24 protein-coding genes are annotated in these 24,725 nt (G+C 39.4%); 19 read left to right on the top strand and 5 right to left on the bottom strand.

The window, feature by feature from the left end; all coding sequences use genetic code 11:
* Nucleotides 1-87: 87 nt before the first annotated feature.
* The 3 genes from tolC to QL995_RS10380 all read left to right on the top strand — a co-directional run bounded on the left by tolC (nt 88) and on the right by QL995_RS10380 (nt 3,097).
* Nucleotides 88-1,443 carry an outer membrane channel protein TolC gene (tolC, locus tag QL995_RS10390; protein WP_165735501.1) on the top strand — a complete coding sequence of 452 codons (1,356 nt, stop codon included), beginning with the start codon at nt 88-90 and terminating at the stop codon, nt 1,441-1,443.
* Nucleotides 1,444-1,553: 110 nt separating this feature from the next.
* On the top strand, nt 1,554-2,483 hold the full coding sequence (lpxL, locus tag QL995_RS10385) for an LpxL/LpxP family Kdo(2)-lipid IV(A) lauroyl/palmitoleoyl acyltransferase (RefSeq protein WP_010553290.1): 930 nt from the start codon (nt 1,554-1,556) through the stop codon (nt 2,481-2,483).
* A gap of 41 nt (nt 2,484-2,524) precedes the next feature.
* Nucleotides 2,525-3,097: a toxin co-regulated pilus biosynthesis Q family protein gene (locus QL995_RS10380; protein ID WP_290294121.1), complete on the top strand. Its 573-nt coding sequence runs from the start codon at nt 2,525-2,527 to the stop codon at nt 3,095-3,097.
* An 87-nt stretch (nt 3,098-3,184) separates the two neighbouring features.
* Here QL995_RS10380 and glnE read toward each other — a convergent pair whose 3' ends face one another.
* Nucleotides 3,185-5,980: a bifunctional [glutamate--ammonia ligase]-adenylyl-L-tyrosine phosphorylase/[glutamate--ammonia-ligase] adenylyltransferase gene (gene glnE / locus QL995_RS10375; RefSeq protein ID WP_290294120.1), complete on the bottom strand. Its 2,796-nt coding sequence runs from the start codon at nt 5,978-5,980 to the stop codon at nt 3,185-3,187.
* Between the two features lie 77 nt (nt 5,981-6,057).
* Between glnE and QL995_RS10370 the strand changes: the two genes are divergently transcribed.
* From QL995_RS10370 to ruvX, 6 genes are all read left to right on the top strand, one after another.
* Nucleotides 6,058-6,951, top strand: a complete 894-nt coding sequence (locus tag QL995_RS10370) for a hypothetical protein (protein WP_007585393.1) — start codon at nt 6,058-6,060, stop codon at nt 6,949-6,951.
* A 62-nt stretch (nt 6,952-7,013) separates the two neighbouring features.
* Complete coding sequence (locus QL995_RS10365; protein WP_007585395.1) at nt 7,014-7,514, top strand: hypothetical protein; 501 nt, start codon at nt 7,014-7,016, stop codon at nt 7,512-7,514.
* A 69-nt stretch (nt 7,515-7,583) separates the two neighbouring features.
* The gene (gene rsmE, locus QL995_RS10360) at nt 7,584-8,318 is read left to right on the top strand and encodes a 16S rRNA (uracil(1498)-N(3))-methyltransferase (RefSeq protein WP_024592834.1); all 735 of its coding nucleotides are present in this window, start codon (nt 7,584-7,586) and stop codon (nt 8,316-8,318) included.
* A 54-nt stretch (nt 8,319-8,372) separates the two neighbouring features.
* Nucleotides 8,373-9,323 carry a glutathione synthase gene (gshB, locus tag QL995_RS10355; RefSeq protein ID WP_007585399.1) on the top strand — a complete coding sequence of 317 codons (951 nt, stop codon included), beginning with the start codon at nt 8,373-8,375 and terminating at the stop codon, nt 9,321-9,323.
* A 155-nt stretch (nt 9,324-9,478) separates the two neighbouring features.
* Nucleotides 9,479-10,036 carry a YqgE/AlgH family protein gene (locus QL995_RS10350; RefSeq protein ID WP_007585401.1) on the top strand — a complete coding sequence of 186 codons (558 nt, stop codon included), beginning with the start codon at nt 9,479-9,481 and terminating at the stop codon, nt 10,034-10,036.
* Nucleotides 10,037-10,074: 38 nt separating this feature from the next.
* Nucleotides 10,075-10,524, top strand: a complete 450-nt coding sequence (gene ruvX / locus QL995_RS10345) for a Holliday junction resolvase RuvX (protein WP_008170791.1) — start codon at nt 10,075-10,077, stop codon at nt 10,522-10,524.
* Nucleotides 10,525-10,625: 101 nt separating this feature from the next.
* On the opposite strand, the gene QL995_RS10340 is transcribed toward ruvX, so the two are convergent.
* Complete coding sequence (locus tag QL995_RS10340; RefSeq protein WP_197141994.1) at nt 10,626-11,762, bottom strand: PilT/PilU family type 4a pilus ATPase; 1,137 nt, start codon at nt 11,760-11,762, stop codon at nt 10,626-10,628.
* 9 nt (nt 11,763-11,771) lie between these two features.
* Complete coding sequence (locus tag QL995_RS10335; protein WP_290294116.1) at nt 11,772-12,812, bottom strand: type IV pilus twitching motility protein PilT; 1,041 nt, start codon at nt 12,810-12,812, stop codon at nt 11,772-11,774.
* Between the two features lie 2 nt (nt 12,813-12,814).
* Here QL995_RS10335 and QL995_RS10330 point away from each other — a divergent pair, with 2 nt between their 5' ends.
* The 8 genes from QL995_RS10330 (at nt 12,815) to QL995_RS10295 (ending at nt 19,832) form a co-directional block, all read left to right on the top strand.
* Nucleotides 12,815-13,528, top strand: a complete 714-nt coding sequence (locus tag QL995_RS10330) for a YggS family pyridoxal phosphate-dependent enzyme (RefSeq protein WP_007585410.1) — start codon at nt 12,815-12,817, stop codon at nt 13,526-13,528.
* Nucleotides 13,529-13,545: 17 nt separating this feature from the next.
* Nucleotides 13,546-14,367, top strand: coding sequence for a pyrroline-5-carboxylate reductase (proC, locus tag QL995_RS10325; RefSeq protein WP_101163677.1), 822 nt, complete (start codon nt 13,546-13,548; stop codon nt 14,365-14,367).
* Between the two features lie 27 nt (nt 14,368-14,394).
* Nucleotides 14,395-14,928 (top strand): YggT family protein, encoded by a 534-nt coding sequence (locus tag QL995_RS10320; protein ID WP_007585413.1) that lies wholly within the window; start codon nt 14,395-14,397, stop codon nt 14,926-14,928.
* Nucleotides 14,929-14,989: 61 nt separating this feature from the next.
* Nucleotides 14,990-15,433: a DUF4426 domain-containing protein gene (locus QL995_RS10315; protein ID WP_007376526.1), complete on the top strand. Its 444-nt coding sequence runs from the start codon at nt 14,990-14,992 to the stop codon at nt 15,431-15,433.
* Nucleotides 15,434-15,437: 4 nt separating this feature from the next.
* Nucleotides 15,438-16,037 carry an RdgB/HAM1 family non-canonical purine NTP pyrophosphatase gene (gene rdgB, locus QL995_RS10310; protein ID WP_290294114.1) on the top strand — a complete coding sequence of 200 codons (600 nt, stop codon included), beginning with the start codon at nt 15,438-15,440 and terminating at the stop codon, nt 16,035-16,037.
* A complete protein-coding gene (hemW, locus tag QL995_RS10305) occupies nt 16,034-17,170 on the top strand; it encodes a radical SAM family heme chaperone HemW (protein ID WP_010553296.1) in 1,137 nt (378 codons plus the stop codon). The genes rdgB and hemW overlap by 4 nt, the downstream gene beginning before the upstream one ends.
* Nucleotides 17,171-17,238: 68 nt before the next feature.
* Entirely contained in the window at nt 17,239-19,074 is a 1,836-nt protein-coding gene (locus QL995_RS10300) for a DUF885 domain-containing protein (protein ID WP_290294113.1), read from the top strand.
* 89 nt (nt 19,075-19,163) lie between these two features.
* Nucleotides 19,164-19,832 (top strand): hypothetical protein, encoded by a 669-nt coding sequence (locus QL995_RS10295; protein ID WP_290294112.1) that lies wholly within the window; start codon nt 19,164-19,166, stop codon nt 19,830-19,832.
* Here QL995_RS10295 and QL995_RS10290 read toward each other — a convergent pair.
* Nucleotides 19,815-20,258, bottom strand: coding sequence for a hypothetical protein (locus QL995_RS10290; protein ID WP_024592832.1), 444 nt, complete (start codon nt 20,256-20,258; stop codon nt 19,815-19,817). The two genes, QL995_RS10295 and QL995_RS10290, sit on opposite strands and share 18 nt — an antisense overlap.
* An 8-nt stretch (nt 20,259-20,266) precedes the next feature.
* Nucleotides 20,267-20,983 carry an SIMPL domain-containing protein gene (locus tag QL995_RS10285; protein WP_290294111.1) on the bottom strand — a complete coding sequence of 239 codons (717 nt, stop codon included), beginning with the start codon at nt 20,981-20,983 and terminating at the stop codon, nt 20,267-20,269.
* Nucleotides 20,984-21,097: 114 nt separating this feature from the next.
* Between QL995_RS10285 and QL995_RS10280 the strand changes: the two genes are divergently transcribed.
* Complete coding sequence (locus QL995_RS10280) at nt 21,098-23,767, top strand: GNAT family N-acetyltransferase (RefSeq protein ID WP_007586928.1); 2,670 nt, start codon at nt 21,098-21,100, stop codon at nt 23,765-23,767.
* On the top strand, nt 23,767-24,720 hold the full coding sequence (locus QL995_RS10275) for an ion transporter (RefSeq protein ID WP_165725175.1): 954 nt from the start codon (nt 23,767-23,769) through the stop codon (nt 24,718-24,720). Before QL995_RS10280 ends, QL995_RS10275 begins: the two co-directional genes overlap by 1 nt.
* Nucleotides 24,721-24,725 lie beyond the last annotated feature (5 nt).

Below are 24,725 nucleotides of genomic sequence, written 5' to 3'. Positions count from 1 at the left end.
ACTGTTTTACTAATTATTTTTTTTGTTATGCAGTAAAACAGGTTAACATGCTTTTAGTACAAAAATTGTCTAAGGACCGAACCCCACATGAAAAAGAACATTCTTGCGGCGCTAGTTAGTTTATCATGCGCATTAGGTGCAACAGCAGTGAAAGCTGAAGATTTACTACAAGTTTTTGAAATAGCGACAGCTAACGATCCTACTGTTTTAAAAGCAAAAGCCCAAGCCGATGCGCAGTCTTACCAAAGCGATTTGGCGATGAGTGCACTATTACCTCAAATTGGTTTAACTATGGGTTATACAAAAAGCGATGCAACGTCGTACCAAAGCGTTGGCGACTTATCTAACCAAGTAAAAGTTGAAAGTGATACAGACCAATTCTCGCGCGGTGTGAGCTTAAGCCAAACATTATTTGATTTAGGTGCCTGGAATACGTTAGATATTGCCGACAAGCAAGCGCTTCAAGCAAGCGGCCTATACGATGCAGCTAAACAAAACTTAATTGTACGCGTTGCTGAAGGTTATTTTAACGTATTAAGTGCAAGCGATAACCTTGAATTTGTTGAAGCTGAAAAACGTGCAATTGAACGTCAACTTGAGCAAACAAAACAACGTTATGCGGTAGGCTTAACAGCAATTACAGACGTACACGAAGCGCAAGCTCAGTTTGATAACTCTGTAGCTCAAGAAATTATTGCAGGTAATGCTGTAGAAACAGCACGTGAGCAACTTCGTGAGATTACAGGTAAATATCACGAAAAATTAGACTTTTTAAATACAGATACTTTCTCAACAACTAAACCAACTAAGCGCTCAAGCGACTTTGTTAAAGTAGCTGAAGATAAAAATATAAACCTACAAGTGTCTAAAGTAACGGTTGATATTGCAAAAGATCAAATTGAATTAGCAAAAGCGGGTCATTACCCAAAGCTAACCCTAAGTGCTAGTTACGGCGATTCTCTTACAGACAATCAAATAAATGGCGCTAACTTTGATGATCAGCCACGTTCAGACTCAAGCTCTGTAGGGCTTAACTTTAGCGTACCTTTATATTCAGGTGGTGCAACAGTTGCTGCAACAAATCAGGCCCGTGCGTTTTACGTAGGTGCGAGCCAAGACTATGAAACAAATTACCGCGCAGTAACTCGCACAGTGATTACATCTTATAATCAAGTTGTTTCAGACATTGCTACTTACAAAGCGCTAGAGCAAGCGGTTGTTTCAGCTCAAAGTGCCCTTAAAGCAACTGAAGCTGGTTTTGAAGTAGGTACTCGTACAATTGTTGACGTACTAGTAAGTACGCAAAATTTGTACGATGCAAAGCGTAACCTTGCAGATGTACGTTATCGTTATGTGTTATCTACCCTTCGCCTAAAACAAGCTGCGGGAACACTAACAAGTGAAGATTTAGTGGCTATAAATCAAGGTTTAAAAGCCGCTTAAATTTCATTACTCGCATAGTATGAACACATTAAAAGCCAGCTAAATGCTGGCTTTTTGTATTTTACAGCGCTTAGCGTTAAACTATCGTTTTTATTCTCAGAGAGATTTTTGTGGTCACTTCTTCTCCTTTTAAAGCATCTTTTTTAGGCCCTCGATACTGGTTAACGTGGGTTGGCGTTTTATTTTTATATTTGATCTCTTGGTTGCCACAAAAACTACAGTTGGCGATGGGTAAACAACTTGGCCGCTTAGTTCATAAGTTTATGAAACGCCGTCGCCATATTGCAGAAGTTAACATTAAATTATGTTTTCCTGATATGAGCGCAGCAGATCAAAAAGATCTTGTACTCAAAAATATGGAAAATACCGGCATTGCTATGGTTGAGACTGGTATGGCCTGGTGGTGGCCGCAGTGGCGAGTTGAAAGTGTATATGGTTCAATCAAAGGTCTAGAGCACTTTGAGCGTGTACAAGCCTCTGGTAAAGGTATTTTATTACTTGTACCCCATATCTTGCATCTTGAAATGGCTAGTCGTGTGATGGGATTGAAATGCCAAGGCTTAGGCTTTTATCGTCCTCACAACAACGCACTAATGGAATACTTTACAACTAATGGCCGTCTTCGTTCTAACGAATACTTAATTGGCCGAAAAGATGTAAAAGGTTTGCTTAAATCATTAAAAAATAAAAAAGTATGCTATTACTTACCCGATCAAGATTACGGCCGTAACCGCTGTGAATTTGTGCCATTTTACGCTGTTCCCGACACTGCAACTACAACAGGTACTCTTATGTTTGCTGGCAGTAAAAACTGCGAAACTATGAGCTTAATCTCTCGCCGTGACGAAAATGGTAAGTACCATTTAGAGGTAGTACCTGAGCTTGAAAACTTCCCCAGTGGTGATGATAAAGCTGATGTAATACGCGTTAATCAACGCGTAGAGCTATGTATAAATGCTGCACCAGAGCAATACATGTGGCTACACCGTCGTTTTAAAACTCGACCTGATAAAAATACCCCTTCTTTTTATAAAAAGTAATGGTATAACAATAATAGGAACAAATAAGGTGGGGAATAATAATGTGGTTTTGGATTAGACATTTATCATTTGCAGTTGTGTTAATAGCACTCGCCGTATACTTTCTGTTGGGTGATGGTTCTGTATTCGATATAAAAAAATCTAAAAATGCAGCCGCCGAAGGATTGTCACGATTTTACTCTTCTATTCGTAACCAAGTAAAAAGTAATAAAGAACGAGATAAATTTGTTTTAAAGCTTAAAACACCAGAACAAACCTTAGATAGAGTATTGGCTGAACGTGCGCGAACAGTTGATCCTATGCCAACAAGTTGGACTGGAAAAGTTGAACCGAGGCGCTTTGAAAATGGCACAACACTTAAAAACGTACTCAATAAATACGCAAAAAATGAAGGTATTGAGCTTTACTGGTATTTAAGTAAAGACTACGTAGTTAAAGATCATTTTAGAGTAGACAGCAACTTTACTTCAGCACTTTATCAAATTGGTCGTGCTATAAATGACGACTTTGAGCATGAGGTTTACACTTACTTTTGCCACAAACAAAGAGCAGCGGTTATTACAGAGTTACCATCAGAATTTGTGCGAACAAACTGTTTAAAGCTAAAGGTTTAAGGGTTTACACGTACAAAAAACCCAAGCAAGCGCTTGGGTTTTACAATTCAATTCAATTCAATTCAATTCAATTCAATTCAATTCAATTCAATTCAATTCAAAAATACTATTCCAAATATTCGTTACGTTAGTAATATCTTGTAAAAAAGCTTCTCGCGAGATCAATTTGCCTTTTTGATCCAAGCTCAGCACGTGATAACACGAGCGATAATCAATATACGCTTTGATCAACTGCTGTTTTTGCTCTTTAGTAATACAGCCTATATTTGCTGCATCCGTTAATATTCTTACGTTATCTGAATAAACGGTAAGCTGCTCAAACTCATTCGCGTGTTTAAGTACTAAATATTGCGTAATAAACTCAATATCAGCCATACCACCAATATCTTGTTTTAAATCAAATTGATCAATATTTCCCTTCGCTAGATGGTCGCGCATTTTTTCGCGCATTTTTATTACATCGGCTTTTAACACGGTATCATCGCGCTGTTGGCAAAGAATACTTTTACGAATTTGTGAAAAACGCTCTATAAGATCGTCTTGGCCCAAAATTAACCGAGCCCGCACAAGTGCTTGATGTTCCCACGTCCATGCTTGAGTTTGCTGATAGTGATTAAAGCTCTCTAAATTGATAGCAAGTAAACCTGATGCACCTTCAGGGCGTAATCGCGTATCAAGCTCATACAAAATACCCGATGCAGTACGAGTATTAAATAAATGCATTAAGCGCTGAGCGAGTTTTAAATAAAACTGGCGAGAATCTATCGGTTTTTCACCATTGGTTTGGCTTGAGCCATCATGATTATGTACAAACACCAAATCTAAATCTGAGTCGTACCCTACTTCTAAGCCGCCTGTTTTACCATATGCAATAACAGCAAAACCTTTGTTTTCATCATCAGTGCCAGGGGGCATACCAAAACGCTTAACGGTGTTATGCCATGCAATATTAACAGCTTGATCAACAATCGCTTCAGCCAATACGGTTAAGTGATCGCTTACTTTCATTACATCAAGAACACCGGTTGCATCAGCAGCAGCAATTCGTAATTGATGCGTTTGCTTAAATTGCCTAAGCGACTCCATTTGCAGTTCTAAATCGTCATGCTCTATTCGTAAAAAATACTGTCTTATTTCATCTTTATAAGCGGTTAATGGTGTCGGTTTATAAAGAACAGCCGGGTCTATTAGCTCATCCAGCAATATAGGGTAGCGAGAAATATGCTCGCCTATCCATTTGCTATGACAACACAGTAAAACAAGTTGCTTTAACGCACCTTGGTTTTCGTACAACAATTCTAAATAAGCAGTACGTGAAATTATCTTATTAAAAATTTGGCAAACCATTGTAAAAGCAGCTGCGCTGGCATTAAAGTCATTTAACTGGCTCAATAAAACAGGCATTAATTTATCAAGGGTTTCACGCCCTCGGTTACCTATGTTGACCTTAGACAACCTTAATTTAAAATCGTTAAGGGGTGTTTGCCATTCATCTCTAGCCTCTTTTAGAAAGCTGACATCACCATGATCCCAAGCACTAATAAATGCACCTTCACAGGTATCTAGTGGTGCGGTTTCTTCACCAATAACGAGTGCAAACTCGCCGTTAACTTGCTTCATTACCTTTTCAATAGTGATTAAAGTGGCAGAAAAATCAGCTTGTTCTAATAATAAATTTAAGCGCTGCTGGTTCAATTCATCATCGGGGAGTGTTTGCGTTTGCTGATCGTCAAATATTTGTAAGTACTGTTCAACTTTTCGCAAATAAAGGTAATTGCGTTTAAGCTCGCTCGCTTCTTGCTCATCTATAACTTGGCTAAGTGCCAGCTCATTTAATGCTTTAAGTAATGATTGAGTTTGTAAATTAGCCTCTCGCCCACCTCGTACCATTTGTAGGGCTTGCACTATAAATTCAACTTCACGAATACCACCAGCGCCTAATTTTATATTATTAGTTAAGCGTTTACGGCGAACCTCTTGTGCAATCATTAACTTCATTTTACGCAAAGATTCAATCACCGAAAAATCAATATACCGGCGATAAACAAACGGCTTTAAAAGCTTAATAAATTCATCCCAATATTTGTTAGGCGTGCCAATTAAGCGCCCTTTTAACATCGCGTAGCGTTCCCAGTCGCGACCTTGTTCTTGGTAGTAATCTTCAATGGCATTAAAGCTCATAACCAAAGGGCCACTTTCGCCAAACGGGCGTAGGCGCATATCAACCCTAAATACCTGCCCGTCACCGGTGGCTTGGTTAAGTGATGCAATGAGCTTTTGTGCAACTTTGGTATAAAATACTTGAGCCTCAAGGCTTCTGCGGCCACCTTGGGTTTTTGTACTGCGCGGATATGCAAAAATGAGATCAATATCAGAGGAGTAATTTAGCTCTTGTCCGCCAAGTTTTCCCATACCCAACACCATTAACGGCATTGCTTGGTTTTGCTCATCAAGCGGCTCACCATTTACTTTTGCCACCTGTGCATGCGCCCATTGGTTAGCACTATTTATTAGCATGTCAGCCAGTTTGCTTATGTAATTAATACTATCGGCAATGGGATTGTTACAGCATAAATCTAAAAAGGCGACTTTGAGCCAGTACTTTTCACGATATTGGCGAAGTACTTTATGGCACTGCACTTCATCAATATCAGCTAAATTAAGGTTTTTAAAAGGAGAATCTATTACTCTATTTTGTATTTCGTCTTTGCATAATAGCCAAGTATTTAAATCAGGTTGTGATTCTAAACTGCGCCAAGCAAAGTCGCTTAATGCTAATAACCTTACAACTTCACTTTGTTTACTTTGCTGCGGGTATAACTGTTCAAAGCGCATCAAGCCAAGTTTTTGTAATTGAATAGGAAGTTGCTTTACGTTACTCATCAATCCTCTCTTTTATATCATCAATAACCGTACTAGAATGATTAAAACCTAGAAAGGTTAACTTAATTAGGATTACCATGTCATATTTGTCTTTATCTAACACTAGTTTTATTGCGATTGCCATTAGTTTTGCGGTTATTTGCATAACTATTTTTTGTTTACGAGTTGTCACTCAAATCAAAGCAAAACAAGCGCTTAAAGATGAGCTAGCACAACACGACAACTTTGCCATGGGTATTAGTTTTGCATCTGAAATATCAGTTGTTATAGCCACTATGGCTTTCTTATTTGACGAAATAAGTATAAGTACCGCACAGTCAAACCCGTTAAAAGTGTTAATTATTATTATTCTTTTATTCACTTTTATAAAAGTGGGTCATTTAATTCACAGAAAATGGATACTCCACAGGTTTAACGAAGAAGCTGCCATACTAAAACAAAATGTATGTGCTGCATTGGTAGATTCAGGCATGTTAATCGCTAACTGTATTATCGCACTTGGCTTGTACACGTGGACGCACACCCAAGGATTTAGCAACTTACTTATTGCTTGTGTTAGCTTTTTTACGCTTCAGGGAATGTTTGCACTGGATAGTAAAATACGAGAACACCGTTTTGCAAAAGCAAATCAAGGAGCTTCGCTACAAAGTAACTTTAACCTAGAAAATACATCTATTGGTATAAGGTATGCTGGCAAATCAATAGGTTTAGCATTGGCTGTGTATGCTGGTTTATCTAGCGCAGCATTTCAAAACGGTAAAATGGTAGAAAACATATTTACACTCGTTATGCATTGCGGTGTAATGTGGATACTACTTTACAGCTTAACGTATGTGATAAAAGTTATCTCTTTACCAAATATTGATACGGCTCTTGAAATAGACCATCAAGATAATATTGGGGTAGCATGTATAGAGTTTGCTGTTTTTTGTGCTATAGGCTATTTACTTATTAGCATGTTTTCTCTTTAGACCTTTTTACTAAAATACAGCCATTAAAAGTCTGCATTTAAGTAATAATGGTAATTACTTAAATGCAACAAGGTCCTAGCTCTATGCCACTTGAAATAACGAATTACTTGTTAATTGACATAGACAACGAATTTAGCCGAGCATTTGCCGAATACTATGTAAATAATAATGGTAAAACAAAAGCGAGTACGCTTATTGCTGCAGGCAGCAATACCCGCCAGTTAGTAAAAATGATGTTTGACGAACTTATTAAAGACTATAGTTATTGCGACCTTGAAAACGAAATAAGCGTTTCTGAATTAATTAACTATCTAAAAGAGCATCACGATTTACACGGAGTCCTTTTTAATAGCACCGATTACTTACTCGCAAGCGATAAACAACGCTTTATTTATAACTCGTTACATGAAGAGCGCTTTTTAATAAGCTTTGATGATACAGGCTATACACTAAGCCTAGTTACTGACGAGACGTTAACGGAACCTTCGCAAAATCACCACGATATAGCGCACACACCACAAGATTTAATAGACCTTGCAGAGCAACTTAATAAAAATAAATAATTGCGCACAGCTCCCAGCTTACTTACCATAGCAGTATATATTTTTACGCTAAGTAATAAGTGACGCCCTATGCGAGTTCCTCATATTTATCAAACATCGAGTATTGCCCTAAACACCCCTGTAACTTTAGATGACGATGCTGCAGGGCATATTGGCAGAGTGCTGCGCATGAAAGTAGGCGAGCATGTATCTATTTTTAATGGCGAAGGCGGCGAATACCTTAGTGAAATAATTGAGGTAACAAAAAAAACAGTCGTCGTAATGCCGTTAGAGCTTAATCCTCATGATGTAGAATCCCCGCTTAAAATTCATTTAGGCCAGTGTGTATCCCGTGGTGATAAAATGGATTTTACAATTCAAAAGTCAGTTGAACTGGGCATTACCGAAATCACCCCTATTTTTAGTCAGCGCTGTGGCGTGAAACTAATGGGCGATCGTCTAGAGAAAAAACACCAACAATGGCAAAAAATTGCAATAGCAGCGGCAGAGCAATCTGGGCGTAATTTTGTGCCAATTATTCATCCCCCTGTAGATTTAAAACAATGGCTTGCACAACAAACCAATGCAATTAAGCTCACTCTTCACCCTCGTGCTGAGCACAGCATTAAAACCATTACGGTACCTAAAGATGGCGTACGCTTTTTAGTCGGCCCAGAAGGCGGCTTTACCGACGATGAAATAGCACTAACTAAACAACTAGAATTTGTGGATATTCGCTTAGGCCCGCGCGTTTTACGAACGGAAACAGCCGCTTTAACGGTCTTAAGTGCATTACAACTTCAATTTGGCGATTTAGCTAATTGAAATAACTAAAAGCACCCTCATATAAACAGTAACATTTATAGTAAGGCACAGCGCATGGCAATTAAGTTAGGTATTATTTCAGATCCTATTAGTGGATTTAACATCAAAAAAGACACCGGTTTTGCAATGATGATGCAAGCGCAAGAACGCGGCTACGAAATTTATTATATGGAGATGGATGATTTATCTCTTCGTAAAGGTAAGTCGTACGCTACAGCGTCTAAAGCGCAAGTGTTTAATAATGCAGAAAAATGGTACGAGCTTGAAGAAAAAGCCACTATAGCCCTTGCCGACCTTGATGTTATTTTAATGCGAAAAGATCCTCCTTTTGATACCGAATACATTTACGCGACGTATATTTTAGAGCGTGCAGAACAAGAAGGTACGTTAATAATTAACAAGCCACAAAGCCTTCGCGATGCTAACGAAAAGCTATTTACAGCATGGTTTAGCGAACATACGCCAGACACACTTGTTACACGTAGCCAAAAACAAATTCGTGAGTTTTTAGCCGAGCATAAAGACATTATTTTAAAACCCCTTGATGGCATGGGTGGCGCATCTATTTTCCGCCTTAGAGAAGACGATGCCAACATTGGTGTAATTTGTGAAACGCTAACCGAGCACGGCAGCCGCTTTGCTATGGTGCAAAATTACATCCCAGAGATCAAACAAGGCGACAAGCGCGTATTGGTTATTGATGGTGAGGTTATTCCGTATTGTTTAGCGCGAATTCCACAAAATGGTGAAACACGCGGTAATTTAGCTGTTGGCGGTCGAGGCGAAGCCCGTCCACTTAGCGAGTCAGATTTAAAAATAGCGCAAGCGGTTGCACCAACGCTTAAAGAAAAAGGCTTAATATTTGTAGGTTTAGATATTATTGGCGATAAATTAACTGAAATTAACGTAACTGCACCAACGTGCGTGCGCGAAATTGAAGCTGCTTATGATATTTCTATTACAGGTATTTTGTTTGATGCCATTGAAAGAAAGCTAGATAAATAAGTATCTACCTATCGTTATTAAAAGCACTTTCGTGTCATAAATTTTAATATAGTTGTTAACTATTAATTTTTAAACTGTATGAAAGTGCTTTTTTAGTTTTAAAAACAAAGGTATGTGCCATACTCAAAGTTCATTAACTAAAAAGGGTGAAATCTATGCAGTCATTAGAAAATCATTTTTTAATCGCGATGCCGTCGATGCAAGACCCTTTTTTTAAACGTGCTGTTACCTATATTTGTGAGCACAATGAAGATGGGGCTATGGGCTTGGTAATAAACCAACCTATTGATGTTACTGTTGGCGAACTTTTAGATAAAATAGAAATTGATAACGACAAAACGCAAAACGCAGCAAAAGTAAGTGTGTTTGCAGGCGGACCCGTTAAAACTGACCGTGGTTTTGTTTTGCACTCTCCCCAATCAGGTTATTCAGCAAGCCAAAAACTCAGTAGCGATATTATGATCACTACCTCAAAAGACGTTTTAGCAAGCTTAACTACCGCACAAGCACCTGAACAATTTATTATTACATTGGGTTATTCAGGATGGGAGCAAGGACAACTCGAACAAGAGTTACTTGATAACAGTTGGTTGATCATAGAAGCCGATCCGAAGATCATTTTTGACACCCCCGTTGAAAAACGATGGGAAAAAGCAGTTTCAATGTTGGGCTTTGATATTAGCCAACTCAGCCCTGAAGCTGGTCACGCATAATAGTAATTTAACCCTTAGCAAACTTAAACAAGATACACATGACAAAAAAATCGCTTAAGCCGCAAGGCGAACGCACTGTAATGGGCTTTGACTTTGGCACCAAAAGTATTGGTATTGCTATTGGGCAAGAGCTAACAGGCAGCGCGTCTAGCCTTAAGGCTGTAAAAGCACAAGATGGCATTCCTAACTGGGACCATATTGCTGTACAAGTAACCGAATGGCAGCCTGACTTAATGGTTGTTGGCTTACCACTAAATATGGATGGAACGTCACAAGAGGTTACCTTTAAAGCAAAAAAGTTTGCCAACAGATTACATAATCATTATGGCATTCCTGTGCAAACACAAGACGAGCGTTTAACGACTGCGGATGCTAAAGCGCGACTTTTTGAAAGTGGTGGCTATAAAAACTTAGGCAAAGGTAACGTAGATAATATGTCTGCGGTTATTATTTTAGAAAGTTTTTTTGAGTCTAGTTACGGTGAATAAACAGGCTATATAAATAACCTGTTATATAACAGGTTATTTATATAAAAAGCGCCAATTGGCGCTTTTTTTATATTAAGTATTTATATTCATTACTTTTTAAATTATTGATCGTTATTTTTATCGTCAAGGCCATCAATAGTAACGCCTTGTAAAAAGCCCGCACCTTGCTGCTCGTTATTGCGCAGTTTAATCATTAAACGTAAATCATTTGGCGAATCAGCATGATGCAGTGCATCAGCGTAATTAATTCGCTGCTGTCTATACAGCTCAAATAACGCTTGGTCAAAGGTTTGCATGCCCATTTCTTTCGATTTAGCCATTGCCTCTTTAATACCACCAATATCACCGTTTTTAATCAGTTCAGCAACCATTGGTGAGTTAAGCAATATTTCAATAGCTGCAACACGGCTTTCACCATCAGCAGTCGGCACTAATTGCTGCGCCACGATAGCACGTAAATTAAGTGCTAAATCGTACTTAAGCTTATCGTGTTTTTCTTTTGGAACTAAATGCATAATACGGTCAATCGCTTGGTTAGCATTATTAGCATGCAGTGTTGCAACACATAAATGACCTGTTTCGGCAAAGCTTAGTGCGTATTCCATAGTTTCTTGAGAGCGAATTTCACCAATCAAAATTACATCGGGAGCTTGGCGTAATGAGCTTTTAAGTGCTGACTCAAAGCTTTCGGTATCAAGCCCTACTTCGCGTTGAGTAATAATACTTTTGCGATGCTCATGAACAAATTCAATAGGATCTTCAATAGTCAGTATATGACCACGTTGATGTCGGTTACGGTAACCAATAAGTGCAGCTAGCGAGGTTGATTTACCCGTGCCAGTACCACCAACGAACAAAACAAGGCCACGCTTAGACATAATTACATCGGTAAGAATAGAAGGAAGACCTAGCTCACTCACATCAGGTATTTGCGTAACAATGCGGCGAATAACCATACCTGCTTTATCGCGTTGCCAAAAAGCAGAAATACGAAAACGCCCTTCGTCGGTGGCAATCGCAAAGTTACATTCTTTCGTTGTATGAAACTCTGCTTTTTGCTTTTCGCTCATTGCAGATTCTACTAACTCAAGCGATTGCTCATCAGTAAGCCTATCGTCACTTAGGGCTGTTAGCTCACCGTTTATTTTTGCGCTTACAGGTAGCTGACTCGATACAAATAAGTCAGAACCTTTTTTCTCAATCATGATGAGTAAAAAGTCGTTTAAAGATAAAGCCATAATAGTTTCTTACCCGCCAAATTGTGTTTTGTCTTGTGCTTTTTCTTTCGCTGCCACATTTGTAACAATGCCGTGATTAACTAAATTAGTTAAACATTGATCCATTGTTTGCATGCCCACAGACGCACCGGTTTGAATAGACGAGTACATTTGTGCAATTTTATCTTCACGAATTAAGTTACGAATAGCAGGTACTGCAATCATAATTTCGTGTGCTGCAACTCGCCCGCCACCAATCTTTTTAAGCAGTGTTTGCGAGATAACAGCACGCAAAGATTCAGATAACATTGAACGTACCATTGATTTTTCTTCACCTGGGAATACATCGATAATACGGTCAATGGTTTTTGGTGCAGATGTTGTATGCAACGTGCCAAACACTAAGTGACCCGTTTCAGCAGCGGTCATTGCAAGACGAATTGTTTCTAAATCACGTAACTCACCGACCAATATTACATCTGGATCTTCACGCAATGCACTACGTAGCGCGTTTGAAAAGCTATGAGTATCGCGATGTACCTCACGTTGATTAATAAGGCTTAATTTATTATCGTGAACAAACTCGATTGGATCTTCTATTGTTAGAATATGGTGATGTTTATTTTGATTTATATAATCGACCATAGCGGCAAGTGTTGTTGATTTACCAGAGCCCGTTGGACCTGTCACTAACACGAGTCCACGTGGGGTATCGGAGATTGTTTTAAAAATATCTGGCGCACCTAAATCATCAAGCGTTAACACTTCACTTGGTATGGTACGAAATACCGCAGCAGGCCCGCGATTAGAGTTAAACGCATTCACACGAAAACGTGCTAAATTAGGCACTTCAAACGAAAAATCCACTTCGAGATTTTGTTCATAGTCCTTGCGTTGATTATCGTTCATAATATCGTAAACAAGACTGTTTACGTCTTTGTCTGCAAGGGCTGGTATATTAATGCGGCGAACATCACCGTCTACGCGTATCATAGGTGAAACACCCGACGATAAATGTAAATCGGATGCTTTGTGTTGCACACTAAACGCTAATAATTCGGTAATATCCATTTATGACTCCACAACTAACTGATAAATATATGGTTACAATAGCAGAACGACTCACATCCGCCTACGCTAGAATTGCAGACGCGGCAAAAATTGCACAACGAAACACTAACGAAGTCACTCTACTGGCAGTGTCTAAAACTAAACCAAGCGAAGATGTTATTGCAGCTTATGAGCATGGTCAGCGCGAATTTGGTGAATCTTATGTTCAAGAGGCTATAGATAAAATAGCTCAACTACAGTCATATAGCGACATCATTTGGCATTTCATTGGCCCTATTCAATCTAATAAAAGTGCTTTAGTGGCTGCCAACTTTGATTGGGTGCAAAGTGTTGATCGCATAAAAATAGCGAAACGATTAGATTCCCAGCGCCCAGACGATAAACAGCCTCTTAATATACTTATTCAAGTAAATATAAGTAATGAAGAAGCGAAGTCGGGTTGCCACCGCGATGAAATAGATGAACTTGCCGATTTTATTAACCAATGTGAGCACTTAACACTTCGAGGTTTAATGGCGATTCCCGCTAAAAGCAACGATCTGGATACGCAAATTCAATCTTTTGAGCAATTACAAACTTGCTTTGATAAACTAAAGACCCAATATCCTCAAGTAGATACTTTGTCGATGGGTATGAGTAACGATGTTGAAGCTGCCATTAGTGCAGGCTCAACCATGGTAAGGATCGGCACAGACATTTTTGGAACACGAACTTAAAAGGTGATAACAGATTTATGTCAGATAAAAAAATCGCATTTATAGGCACAGGTAATATGAGCTACGCCATTATTGGTGGCATGGTAAAAAACGGTTTTAACGCAAGTAACATTATTGCGACTAACCGCAACCAAGAAAAGCTTGAAAAGGTAGCAGCCGATTTCAAGGTGCAAACCACCAGTGACAATAACGAAGCCCTGCGCGATGCTGATGTAATTGTTTTGTCTGTTAAACCACAAATGATGGGCGATTTATGTAAATCGTTTCAAGAGTCGGGCGTAGATTTTAGCGATAAACTGTTTATTTCTGTTGCTGCTGGCTTAACTGTAAAACGTTTACGTGAAATGCTAGGTCAAGACGTTAAAATGGTACGTTGTATGCCAAACACGCCATCTTTATTAGGCCGTGGTGTATCAGGTTTATATGGCGCGGGCGAAACACAAAGCGAACACGAATTTGTACAACAAGTTTTTGAATGCACGGGCATTGTTGTATGGGTGGAAAAAGAGTCACAAATTAACGATATTATTGCTGTGACCGGCTCATCACCTGCTTACTTTTTCTTATTTATGGAAGCCATAGAAGAAAAAGCTAAAGCGCTGGGCTTTAATGATGAAGACGCTCGTCGTTTAGTACAACAAACAGCTCTTGGCGCTGCTGAAATGGCACTTAGCCAGCCTGACATTAGTATTTCGCAACTACGTTCAAACGTAACATCTAAAGGCGGTACGACTCACGCAGCTGTTGAGCACTTAAAAGATGAAGGCTTAACTAAAACCGTTGGCGATGCAATGGATGCGTGTATTGCGCGTGCAGAGCAAATGGAAAAAGAACTTTAAAACCACTTTTTTATTGAAGGTTACACTATGAATGCCATGCAATTTTTAATCAGTACCCTGTTTGATTTGTTTTTAATGGTGGTATTACTGCGCTTTTGGCTGCAGTGGGCAAAAGCCGACTTTTATAATCCAATGAGCCAGTTTGTGGTTAAAGCCACTTCGTTTGCGGTAAAACCACTGCGTAAAATCATTCCGGGGTTTGGCGGACTTGATTTAGCATCTCTGTTGCTGGCATTTATAGTGGCTGTAGCCAAAATTAGTACTTTAATGCTTGTTATATATAATGCGTGGGCAATACAGCCTGTAATTATACAAGCACTTATAACTGTACTAAAAGAAGGCCTTAACTTAGTTTTTTGGGTACTTATTATTCGCGCTATTTTAAGTTGGGTTAGCCAAGGTTATAACCCTATAGAAGCGGTTTTCCATCAGCTTACTGAACCAATGCTAAAACCAATTCGTAAAATATTGCCATCAATGGGTGGCTTAGATTTATCAGTTTTAGTGCTTATTATTGGTATTCAGTTTTTGCAAATGCTGCTTATGGATTTTTTAGTCTAATATGGATTTTTTAATTAGAGGCCCAAAGGCCTCTTTTTTTATATGTTTTGAGGAATACATAATGAACCGTTTAATTAAGTTTTGTTTTATTGCTTGTTTAGCATTTGCATTTAACGCGCAAAGCGAAGAAATGCAAGGCGCACAATATAAAGAGCTTGGCCCTTGGCAGGTGCATTACATCGCCTTTCCTTCTACTTTTATTCAGCCAAAAATAGCAAAAGCGTATGGCCTTGAGCGAAGCGGATACAAGGGCATTGTGAATATTTCTGTTTTAAAAAATGATGCCGAAAATACAGCCCAAACAGCAAAGCTTACTGGCACAGCTAGAAACCTACTTGGCAATAAACAAACGCTTACTTTTAAAGAAGTAAAAGAAGGTGATTCAATTTATTACCTTGCCCAAGTTGATTACACCAACGAAGAGATTTTACGCTTTGAGATTGAAATACAACAAAGTAATCAATTTCAAAAATTACAGTTTCAGCAAAAATTTTACGTAGATTAATAACATGACCAAAACTTTAGTACTTGCTACAGGTAACCCTGGCAAAGTAAATGAGCTAGCTAACATGCTAAGCCCTCTGAATATTAATGTAGTTCCACAGAGCGATTTTAACGTAGGTGAAGTTGCCGAAACCGGCACTACCTTTGTTGAAAATGCCATTATTAAAGCGCGTCATGCAGCTAAAATTACTGGCATGCCTGCTATTGCCGATGACTCAGGTTTAGAAGTTGATGGCCTAAATGGAGCCCCTGGTGTTTACTCAGCCCGTTTTGCAGGCCCAGGTGCCAGCGATCAAGATAACATTGATAAATTACTCGTTGATTTAGGCGACAACCCTATTCGCAGTGCGCGCTTTTGGTGTGTACTGGTATTAATGCGCCATGCAGATGACCCTACCCCCCTTATTTGCAGTGCAAGCTGGGAAGGCGAAATTACGCTCACTCAAAATGGCAGCGGTGGCTTTGGTTACGACCCTGTATTTTTTGTAGCAGAGAAAAATTGTACCAGTGCTGAGCTTACAAAAGAGCAAAAAAATGCAGTGAGTCATCGCGGCCAAGCACTACAAAAACTATTGCTAGAGCTACAGCAAAAAGGCGGCCTGTGAACCTTCCACCACTGAGCTTATATGTGCACGTACCTTGGTGCGTGCAAAAATGTCCGTACTGCGATTTTAATAGCCACGGACAAAAAGGTGAAATACCTGAAGCTGAATATGTTCAGCATTTAATTGATGATTTAAAAGCAGATTTGCACTTAGTGCAAGGACGTAAAATTCACAGTATCTTTATTGGTGGCGGTACTCCGAGCTTATTAACTGGTGCGGCTTATACTCGTTTATTAAATGAAGTCGACAACCTAATTGGTCTTGAAGAACACTGCGAAATTACCCTTGAAGCCAACCCAGGTACAGTAGAAACAGGTCGTTTTAAAGATTACGTAAAAGCAGGCATTAACCGTATTTCGATTGGTGTGCAAAGCATGCAAAACGACAAGTTAAAAGCACTTGGTCGGATTCATGGCAGCGACGAGGCAAACTATGCTGCGCAACAAGCTAAAGAAGCCGGTTTAAATAGCTTTAACCTTGATTTAATGCATGGCTTACCTGGGCAAACACTTGATGATGCACTGAGCGATTTAAAGCAAATAATAGCGCTCGATCCACCGCATATATCTTGGTATCAACTAACTATTGAACCCAATACTCAGTTTGCTTCAAAACCTCCTACCTTGCCACAAGACGAAATACTGTGGGACATTCAAGAGCAAGGGGTCGAGTTACTAGCTCAAGCAGGTTACATACAATACGAAATATCGGGCTATGCAAAACCAGGCTATCAGTGCCAACATAACTTGAATTATTGGCGTTTTGGCGATTATCTCGGTATTGGCTGCGGCGCGCATGGTAAGGTTACTGATGCAAATACAGGGCTTATTACGCGTACTGAAAAGGTTAAACACCCACGCGGCTATATGGATTTAATTAAACCATATATGTATAAAAGCTGGCATGTAGAGCAAGACGATTTAGCGTTTGAATTTTTTATGAATCGCTTTCGCCTTGTTGAGCCTTGCCCAATTAATGATTTTAATAAACTTACAACACTGCCACTGCAAAGTCAGCAAAGTGCATTAAACCAAGCAATTAATAAAGGTTTATTGACTCAAACAGATAGCCATTGGCAGGTAAGCTTAAAAGGTCATCGCTTTTTAAATGACCTGCTAGAATTATTTGTGTAGCGCCCAGCGTTACACAAAAAATAAATATAAAACACCCTAATGGGTTTCTAACAACAAAAGGGAAAACAATGCGTAAACTTACTTTTATTGCGGCCGCAGTAAGCGTTGCACTACTTGCTGGTTGCCAGCAAACAACACAACAAGCGACTTCAGCTCCTATTGCACAAGCAGTTCAATCACAACAAAGTGAAATAGACAAAGCCAATGCATTTTTTGAAGATACATTTAACCGCGACGTAATGAGCAGTCCTGTATATCAAACATACATGGGTATTAAGCAAGATTACGATAAGTGGGATGATGGCAGCGAAGAAAGACAGCTTAAAGATTTAGCGCAAACAAAAGCTGACCTAGTTGCACTAAAAGCAATCAGCCGTGATTTATTAGATGATGCAACAAAAGTTAGCTACGACTTAAAAAAACAAGATCTTGAAAGCTCAATTGCTGACTTTAAATGGCGTTACCATAACTACCCTGTGAACCAAATGTTTGGTACGCATTCTATGATCCCTGCGTTTTTAATTAATCAGCACTCAATTAGTAATGTAAAAGAAGCTAAAGACTACATTTCTCGTTTAAATGGTGTAACTGGTGTTATTGATCAGCTTATTATTGATTTAACTGTACGTGCAAAAAAAGGCATCATTGCCCCTAAATTTGTATTCCCGCATGTTATTGATTCAAGCAAAAACATTATTCACGGTGCACCGTTTGAAAAAGGCGATGATTCTACATTGCTTGCTGACTTTAAACGTAAAGTAACAGCGCTTGAAATTAGCCAAGACGAGAAAGACTCGTTAATCAGCGATGCATCAGATGCATTAAAATCGGCTGTTAAACCATCTTACTCTAAACTAATTAATTACCTTGCACAGCTTGAAAAACGCGCAGATGATCGCGATGGCGCATGGAAATTACCTGATGGCGAAGCGTTTTATAACAACGCACTTAAGCGCACAACTACAACAGATTTAACTGCTAAAGAAATTCATGCAATTGGTCTATCTGAAGTGACACGTATTCATGATGAAATGCGTGAGATTAAAGACAAAGTTGGCTTTAAAGGCGACTTAAAAGCGTTTATGCAGTTTATGAAAACTGACAAGCAATTTTACTACCCTAATGATGCACAAGGTAAACAACGCTACCTTGATGAAGCCACTGGGCTTATTGATACAATGAAAACGCGTTTAGATGAATTATTCATTGTTAAACCAAAAGCAGGTTTAAAAGTAAAAGCGGTTGAAGCATTCCGTGAAAAAGCAGCAGGTAAAGCATTTTACCAACAGCCAGCTCCTGATGGTTCACGCCCAGGTGTTTACTACGCTAACCTTTACGATATGGAAGCAATGCCAACGTATCAAATGGAAGCGCTGGCATACCACGAAGGTATTCCGGGACACCACATGCAAATAGCTATTTCGCAAGAACTAGAAGGTATTCCTAAGTTCCGTAAGTTTGGTGGCTACACAGCGTATATTGAAGGCTGGGGTTTATACTCAGAGTTCATTCCTAAAGAAATGGGCATGTACTCAGACCCTTACTCAGATTTTGGTCGTCTTTCAATGGAATTATGGCGCGCATGTCGCTTAGTGGTTGATACAGGTATTCACGCAATGAAGTGGACTCGCCAAGAAGGTATTGATTACTACGTAAATAACACGCCTAATGCAACATCTGACGGTGTTAAAATGGTTGAGCGTCACATTGTAATGCCTTCACAAGCAACGGCTTATAAAGTAGGTATGCTGAAGATTTTAGAACTTCGTGAAGAAGCTAAAAAGCAACTTGGTGATAAATTTGATATTCGCCAGTTCCACGACGTAGTGCTTAAAAATGGTCCTGTACCACTTAATGTTCTAGAAAACTTTGTTAATGAATGGGTAGCAAGCAAAAAGGCTTAAAACCAATTTAAACAATTGCTTTAAATATGAAAGGTCGCATTTGCGGCCTTTTTTGTTTTATAGTAGCAAAAAATATTTTGGAAATAATAATGGATTTAAGCATACAACTACTTAATGCGCGTATTTCAAAGCAGCAGTTAAATGAACTCGATAACGACTTTAGGCAGTTAAGCCCTGCTCAGCAAACTTTGCAGCTTAACCATTTATATGACAGCGCCCAACGGTTGAGTGTTAAGTATGACTTTATGCAAAACATAGCAATCCGTATATTAAGTACTAATACAGCACCTTCTCCATTTATTAATCAACTCACTAATATTGACGCATTGAGCTTTTTTACTCCAGCGCTGAGAGTAAATAAAGGCTTTTTAGTACAAGATACTCAAGGAAATAACGTACTGCACAATGTGTTTAAACATGCCGATACTACAAAGCTGCCATTTAACTATGTACGCTCTTTAATGTTGTTTGAATCAAATGATGACTTAGTTAAAGCGTTGGCGCAGCCCAACTCTCACGGATTAACACCAGTTGCCTGCTACATTGCCTATGCAAATAAATCGAGCACACCGGTAAAGCATGAATTCTCAGCTTTGTTAGCATTAATGGAAATAGAGCAAAAACAAAATCCTAACGCAAAACAGCAGCTTGCCAACGTACTAAAAGGGCAAAAAGTTAACGAGACCACAATTTTACTGAGCGCCGCTTACTTGCAACGCTCAACGGCGCAAGTTGCTCACTTAATCAAGGCGCTTTAATTCACTCACAACTTCTGTACGCACACTGTCTATAGCATGTGTAATAGATTGCGCAGCACTTTGGTGATCAACCATATTTGGCCAATTAGTTTGCCAGACCTTTTGTAAGTCTTTTGTTTTTAAATGTACTTTATCAACGGCTAAGTAGCTTAAGTCATGAATTAAGTTAACCTTAACCCAGCCTTTTCTAGGGCTGCCATCTATTTTGTTATTATCGTAATGTGCCGCAAATACAATAAGCTCAAGCTCGGCTAGTTCTTGTAATATTTGAAAGCTAGCAATGCGTGTATTGTTGTTCTCTTCACTTGCCTCCATTCGCCATGCATTATAACTAAAGCCAATAAACGCAAACACCACGCTCGCTATAGCAGTAAAAAAATACGAACGGGGCGCCAGTACAAACTGACCATATTTAGACTCTGACATATTATTTCCTAGTCATTTAAATAATATTCAACACTGGTTACCACTCTTATGTTTTTTATTTGCGGTGTGTTTGAATCTCGATTACTGATACTAAATTGCCCTTGGCGAGCTGTTTTTATTTTGCCTAATTTTGAATTAGAGTCTTTAGCAAATTTATTAGCGACTTCACGCGCTTTTTCAGTTGCTTCTTGCACCATCGCAGGCTTTACATCATTGAGGCCTGTAAAAATGTATTCAACTTTTGTTTCGTAGCTGTCCTGCACTATCGCGATATCTTGTTTAGCAAGCTGGCTTACTTTACTCAGCGCGTTTTGCACTTTATCTGGCGCATCAGAATAAACAATAATATTTGAACGCACTATGTATCTAAACTGTTGATTTTCATTACTGTATTCACGTGTTTGCTTATCAATAACTGACTGGCTGCCTATTGTTATTTCATCGTCGTCAAAACCATGCAGTTTTAAAAAAGCAGTTACAGCATCATTTTTTTTCTCAACTCGGCTTACTAGTTTTTCAAGATTATTGTCGGCATCACTAAATTGCAGAGGCCAAATTACCGTATCGGCTATAACTTCTCGCTCGGCCAACCCCTTAACCTGCACAGTACGTTCCATCTCTTTTACACTGAGAGCTGTGCTCTTTAAAATAAACCCTAAGCTAATTAAGCCTATACTTAAACAAATAGCCGCTATAACAATGTAAAAACCGGGGGTTTTATTCACAATAATCTCCTTGATTGATATCAATAATAAGCATCTAGACGCTCGAAATAACACAGTAAACAGGGTACATTGAGACTATAAATAACGCAAAATTTAATCAGCCTAGGAAAAACCATGAGCCTTAAGCGCATTACCCAGTTTTTTAACCCAAGCTCAGTGGCCGTTATTGGTGCCTCTAATATATCAACTCGTGCTGGTTTTGTGGTTATGCGCAACTTACTTCAAGGCGGTTTTAAAGGGCCGATAATGCCCGTTACTCCAAGCCATAGCGCAGTACATGGCGTACTTGCTTACCCCTCTATTGCTGACTTACCAAAAGTACCCGACCTTGCTGTTATTTGTACTAACAAAAATACCTTAATTGATATTATTGAGCAGCTTGGAGAGCTTGGCTGTAAAACGGCTATTGTTATTGCAGATGGGCTTTCTGGAGAGCAAAAAAGCGCACTTAAAGCATGCGCTCAAGCCAAACAGGTTACTTTGCTTGGACCCAATTGTTTGGGCTTGCTGATCCCTCATATTGGTTTAAATGCGAGCTTTTCACATACAGTGGCAAGCCCAGGTAAAATTGCATTTGTATCGCAATCAGCAGCAGTATGCTCAACTATTTTAGATTGGGCTAAAAACAAAGAAATTGGCTTTTCATATTTTGTATCGGTAGGTGATTGCCTTGATATAAACTTTAATGAACTACTCGACTTTTTAGGTCGTGATGCTAAAACCAAAGCTATTTTACTCTACATTGACAACATTGAAGATATTCGTGGCTTTATATCAGCAGCAAGAGCTGCGGCCTTTAGTAAACCTGTAATTGCAATTAAAACAGGTAAAACAAGTGCAGGCGCACTTGCAGCCGAAATTCACACCGGCGGAAAGCAAAGCTCTGATGCTGTTTACGATGCGTTATTTCAACGAGCGGGTATGCTGCGCGTAAATGATTTACGAGAGCTATTTGCAGCGACACAAACACTCGCCATGCATCCAAAATTATTAAAAGTAGAGCAACTGACAATTTTAACTAATGGTGGCGGCCCAGGTGTTATGGCCGTTGATGAGCTAATTCAAAGCTCCGGTAAATTAGCAGAACTAAGCATTGAAACCCGAAATGCGCTAAATAAAGTAATTCCGCAATCAGAAACCACCTCAAACCCTGTGGATATTTTTGGCGATTCAGCACCTGCGCGTTATAAGCAAGCATTAGAAATTTTACTGCACGCAAAAGAAGTTAAAAACTTACTGATTATCCATACTCCCTCAGCGCTTGCGCCCAGCGAAGACTACGCCAACATTATTGTAGAAACCTTACAAACATTACCTAAAATGGCGCGCCCTTACGTTATAACTAATTTTATGGGTGAAGACGCATCTTACGCCGCCAGAAAAGTGTGCTCAAACAACGCAATACCAACTTATAGAACACCAGAGGGTGCTGTTGGCGCGTTTATGCACTTGGTAACGTATCGCCGTAACCAAAAGCATTTAACGCAAACACCTGAGTCGAATACAGATGACGCAAAAATAAATAAAGTAGCAGCTAAAGCGCTTATTAATGAGTTTTTAGATGACGGACAAAGCTACTTACCTACCCATCAGGCAAGCCAAGTATTAAATCACTATGGTATTACATGCATTCAAACTGAGGTGGCTTACACCCCAACAGAAGCCAGAGAGCAAGCCATAGAACTTGGTTTTCCGGTCGCGTTAAAACTTATTAGCCCAAGCATTGCTTCAAAGTCTGAAGTAGGTGGTGTGGTGCTTAACTTAAACGATGCCAACGAGGTTGAACAAACCGCTTTTGCAATGCTTATCCGTATTAAAAACACTTATCCGGATGCTGTTATTGAAGGGTTTTCATTACAAAAAATGGCGCCGCGAGCAGGCGCAAATGAGCTGCGAATTGCGATTAAAACCGAGCCTAATTTTGGTCCTGTTATATTATTAGGTGAAGCAGGAACCGGCCTTGAATATGCGCAAGCCGCCGTTGCTCTGCCTCCACTAAATATGAACTTAGCAAAGTATTTAATTGCCGCAGCGCACGATAAAGGCGTATTAAAGGAGCGCATATTACCCGAAAAAGTTGATAAGTATCGTTTGTGTGCACTGCTAACGCGTATTTCTCAGTTAGTTATTGATCAACCTGACATAAGCTCAATGGAACTTAATCCTATACTTGCCAGTAATGGACAGTTTTTAGTGCTCGATGCCACCATGACACTTAGCCGTTATCAAACTCAGAGCAATCGTAAGCGCTTATCTATTCGTCCCTACCCTATTGAACTTGTTGAAGTGGTAACACTTAAAAACAACACCCAAGCTACGCTCAGACCAATAAAGCCAGAAGATGAACAAGCTCATAAAGCATTTGACGAGTCACTTAATAAAGAAGACAGATATAAACGCTTTTTTGGCGAACTACCACAATTTAACCACGATCAACTCGCGAAAATGACGCAAATTGATTACGACCGTGAAATGGCGTTTATTGTTTGCCAACGCTTTGAAGGTAAAACTCGCACATTAGGTGTGTCTCGCGTCATTATGGACCCCGATAACCTGCATGCTGAGTTTGCCATTGTAGTACGCTCAGATTGCCAAGGTTTAGGGCTTGGTCGCATACTAATGAGTGCAGCAATTAACCACTGTAAACGTCAAGGTGTGGAATCGATTGAAGGCATAACCTTACCAGAGAATACAGGGATGATTGAGCTTGCCCGTAAGTTAGGTTTTAAAATTAGTCGCGACTTTGAAGAAGGCAGTATTAACATGGTACTTAAACTTAAATAATGAATGAACCACACACTTTAAGACAAAAAATGGCTTGCCTGTTTGAAGGCACAGGCCAGTACCATCGAGCGGGACATATTCTTGATATTGCGCTCATTAGCTTAATAATGATTAACGTTGTAGCCATTGTTATTGAATCAATCCCAAGTGTGGCAGAGCAGTATTACAACGAATTCTTAGTTTTAGAAATTGTCTCGGTCGCTATTTTTGCTATTGAGTACTTGGCCAGGCTTTGGGCTTGCGTAGATAAAACACGATATGCAGCAATGGAAGGGTCTCATACCAAACGTCGGCTTAGCTATTTTTTCTCTCCTTTGGCAATTGTTGATTTAATTGCGATTTTACCAAGCTTAATGATGTTTTTATTTCCTCTCGATTTACGTTTTTTACGCGTGCTCCGACTATTAAGGGTATTTAAACTCACTCGCTACTCACGCGCCATGCAGCTACTTTTAAAAGCCTTTAACGATGAAGGTAGTTCATTAATGGCTGCTTTTTTTATTATGGCCGTCGTGCTTATTTTAGCTTCATGCGGAATTTACTTAATTGAGCACGACATACAACCCGATAAATTTGGCTCTATTCCTGCGGCTATGTGGTGGGCAATGGCAACACTAACAACCGTTGGTTATGGCGATGTAGTACCTATAACGCCATTGGGTAAGTTTTTCGGCGGGGTTATTACACTACTGAGCATGGGAATGGTTGCAATACCTACCGGTTTACTGGCGTCTAGTTTTTCAGAACAAATACGTAAACGCCGCCAATTTTTTGAAGATGCCGTACATGAACAAATTCAAGATGGCACTCTTAATGATACTCAACAAGAACACCTAGAAGAACTACGCTATAAATTAGGCTTGAGTAAACTAGAAGCTAATAAGGCCATTAAAACGCAGTTGAATGAGCATAATAGCCATTTGTTTTGCAGGCACTGCGGTAAAAGGCCTTAAATAAG

The sequence above is a fragment of the Pseudoalteromonas sp. APC 3358 genome (assembly GCF_030408075.1).
In the GTDB taxonomy this organism is placed as follows: domain Bacteria; phylum Pseudomonadota; class Gammaproteobacteria; order Enterobacterales; family Alteromonadaceae; genus Pseudoalteromonas; species Pseudoalteromonas arctica.
Note: the sequence above shows the minus strand (reverse complement) of the source record. Positions and strands in the feature narration are given on the sequence as shown.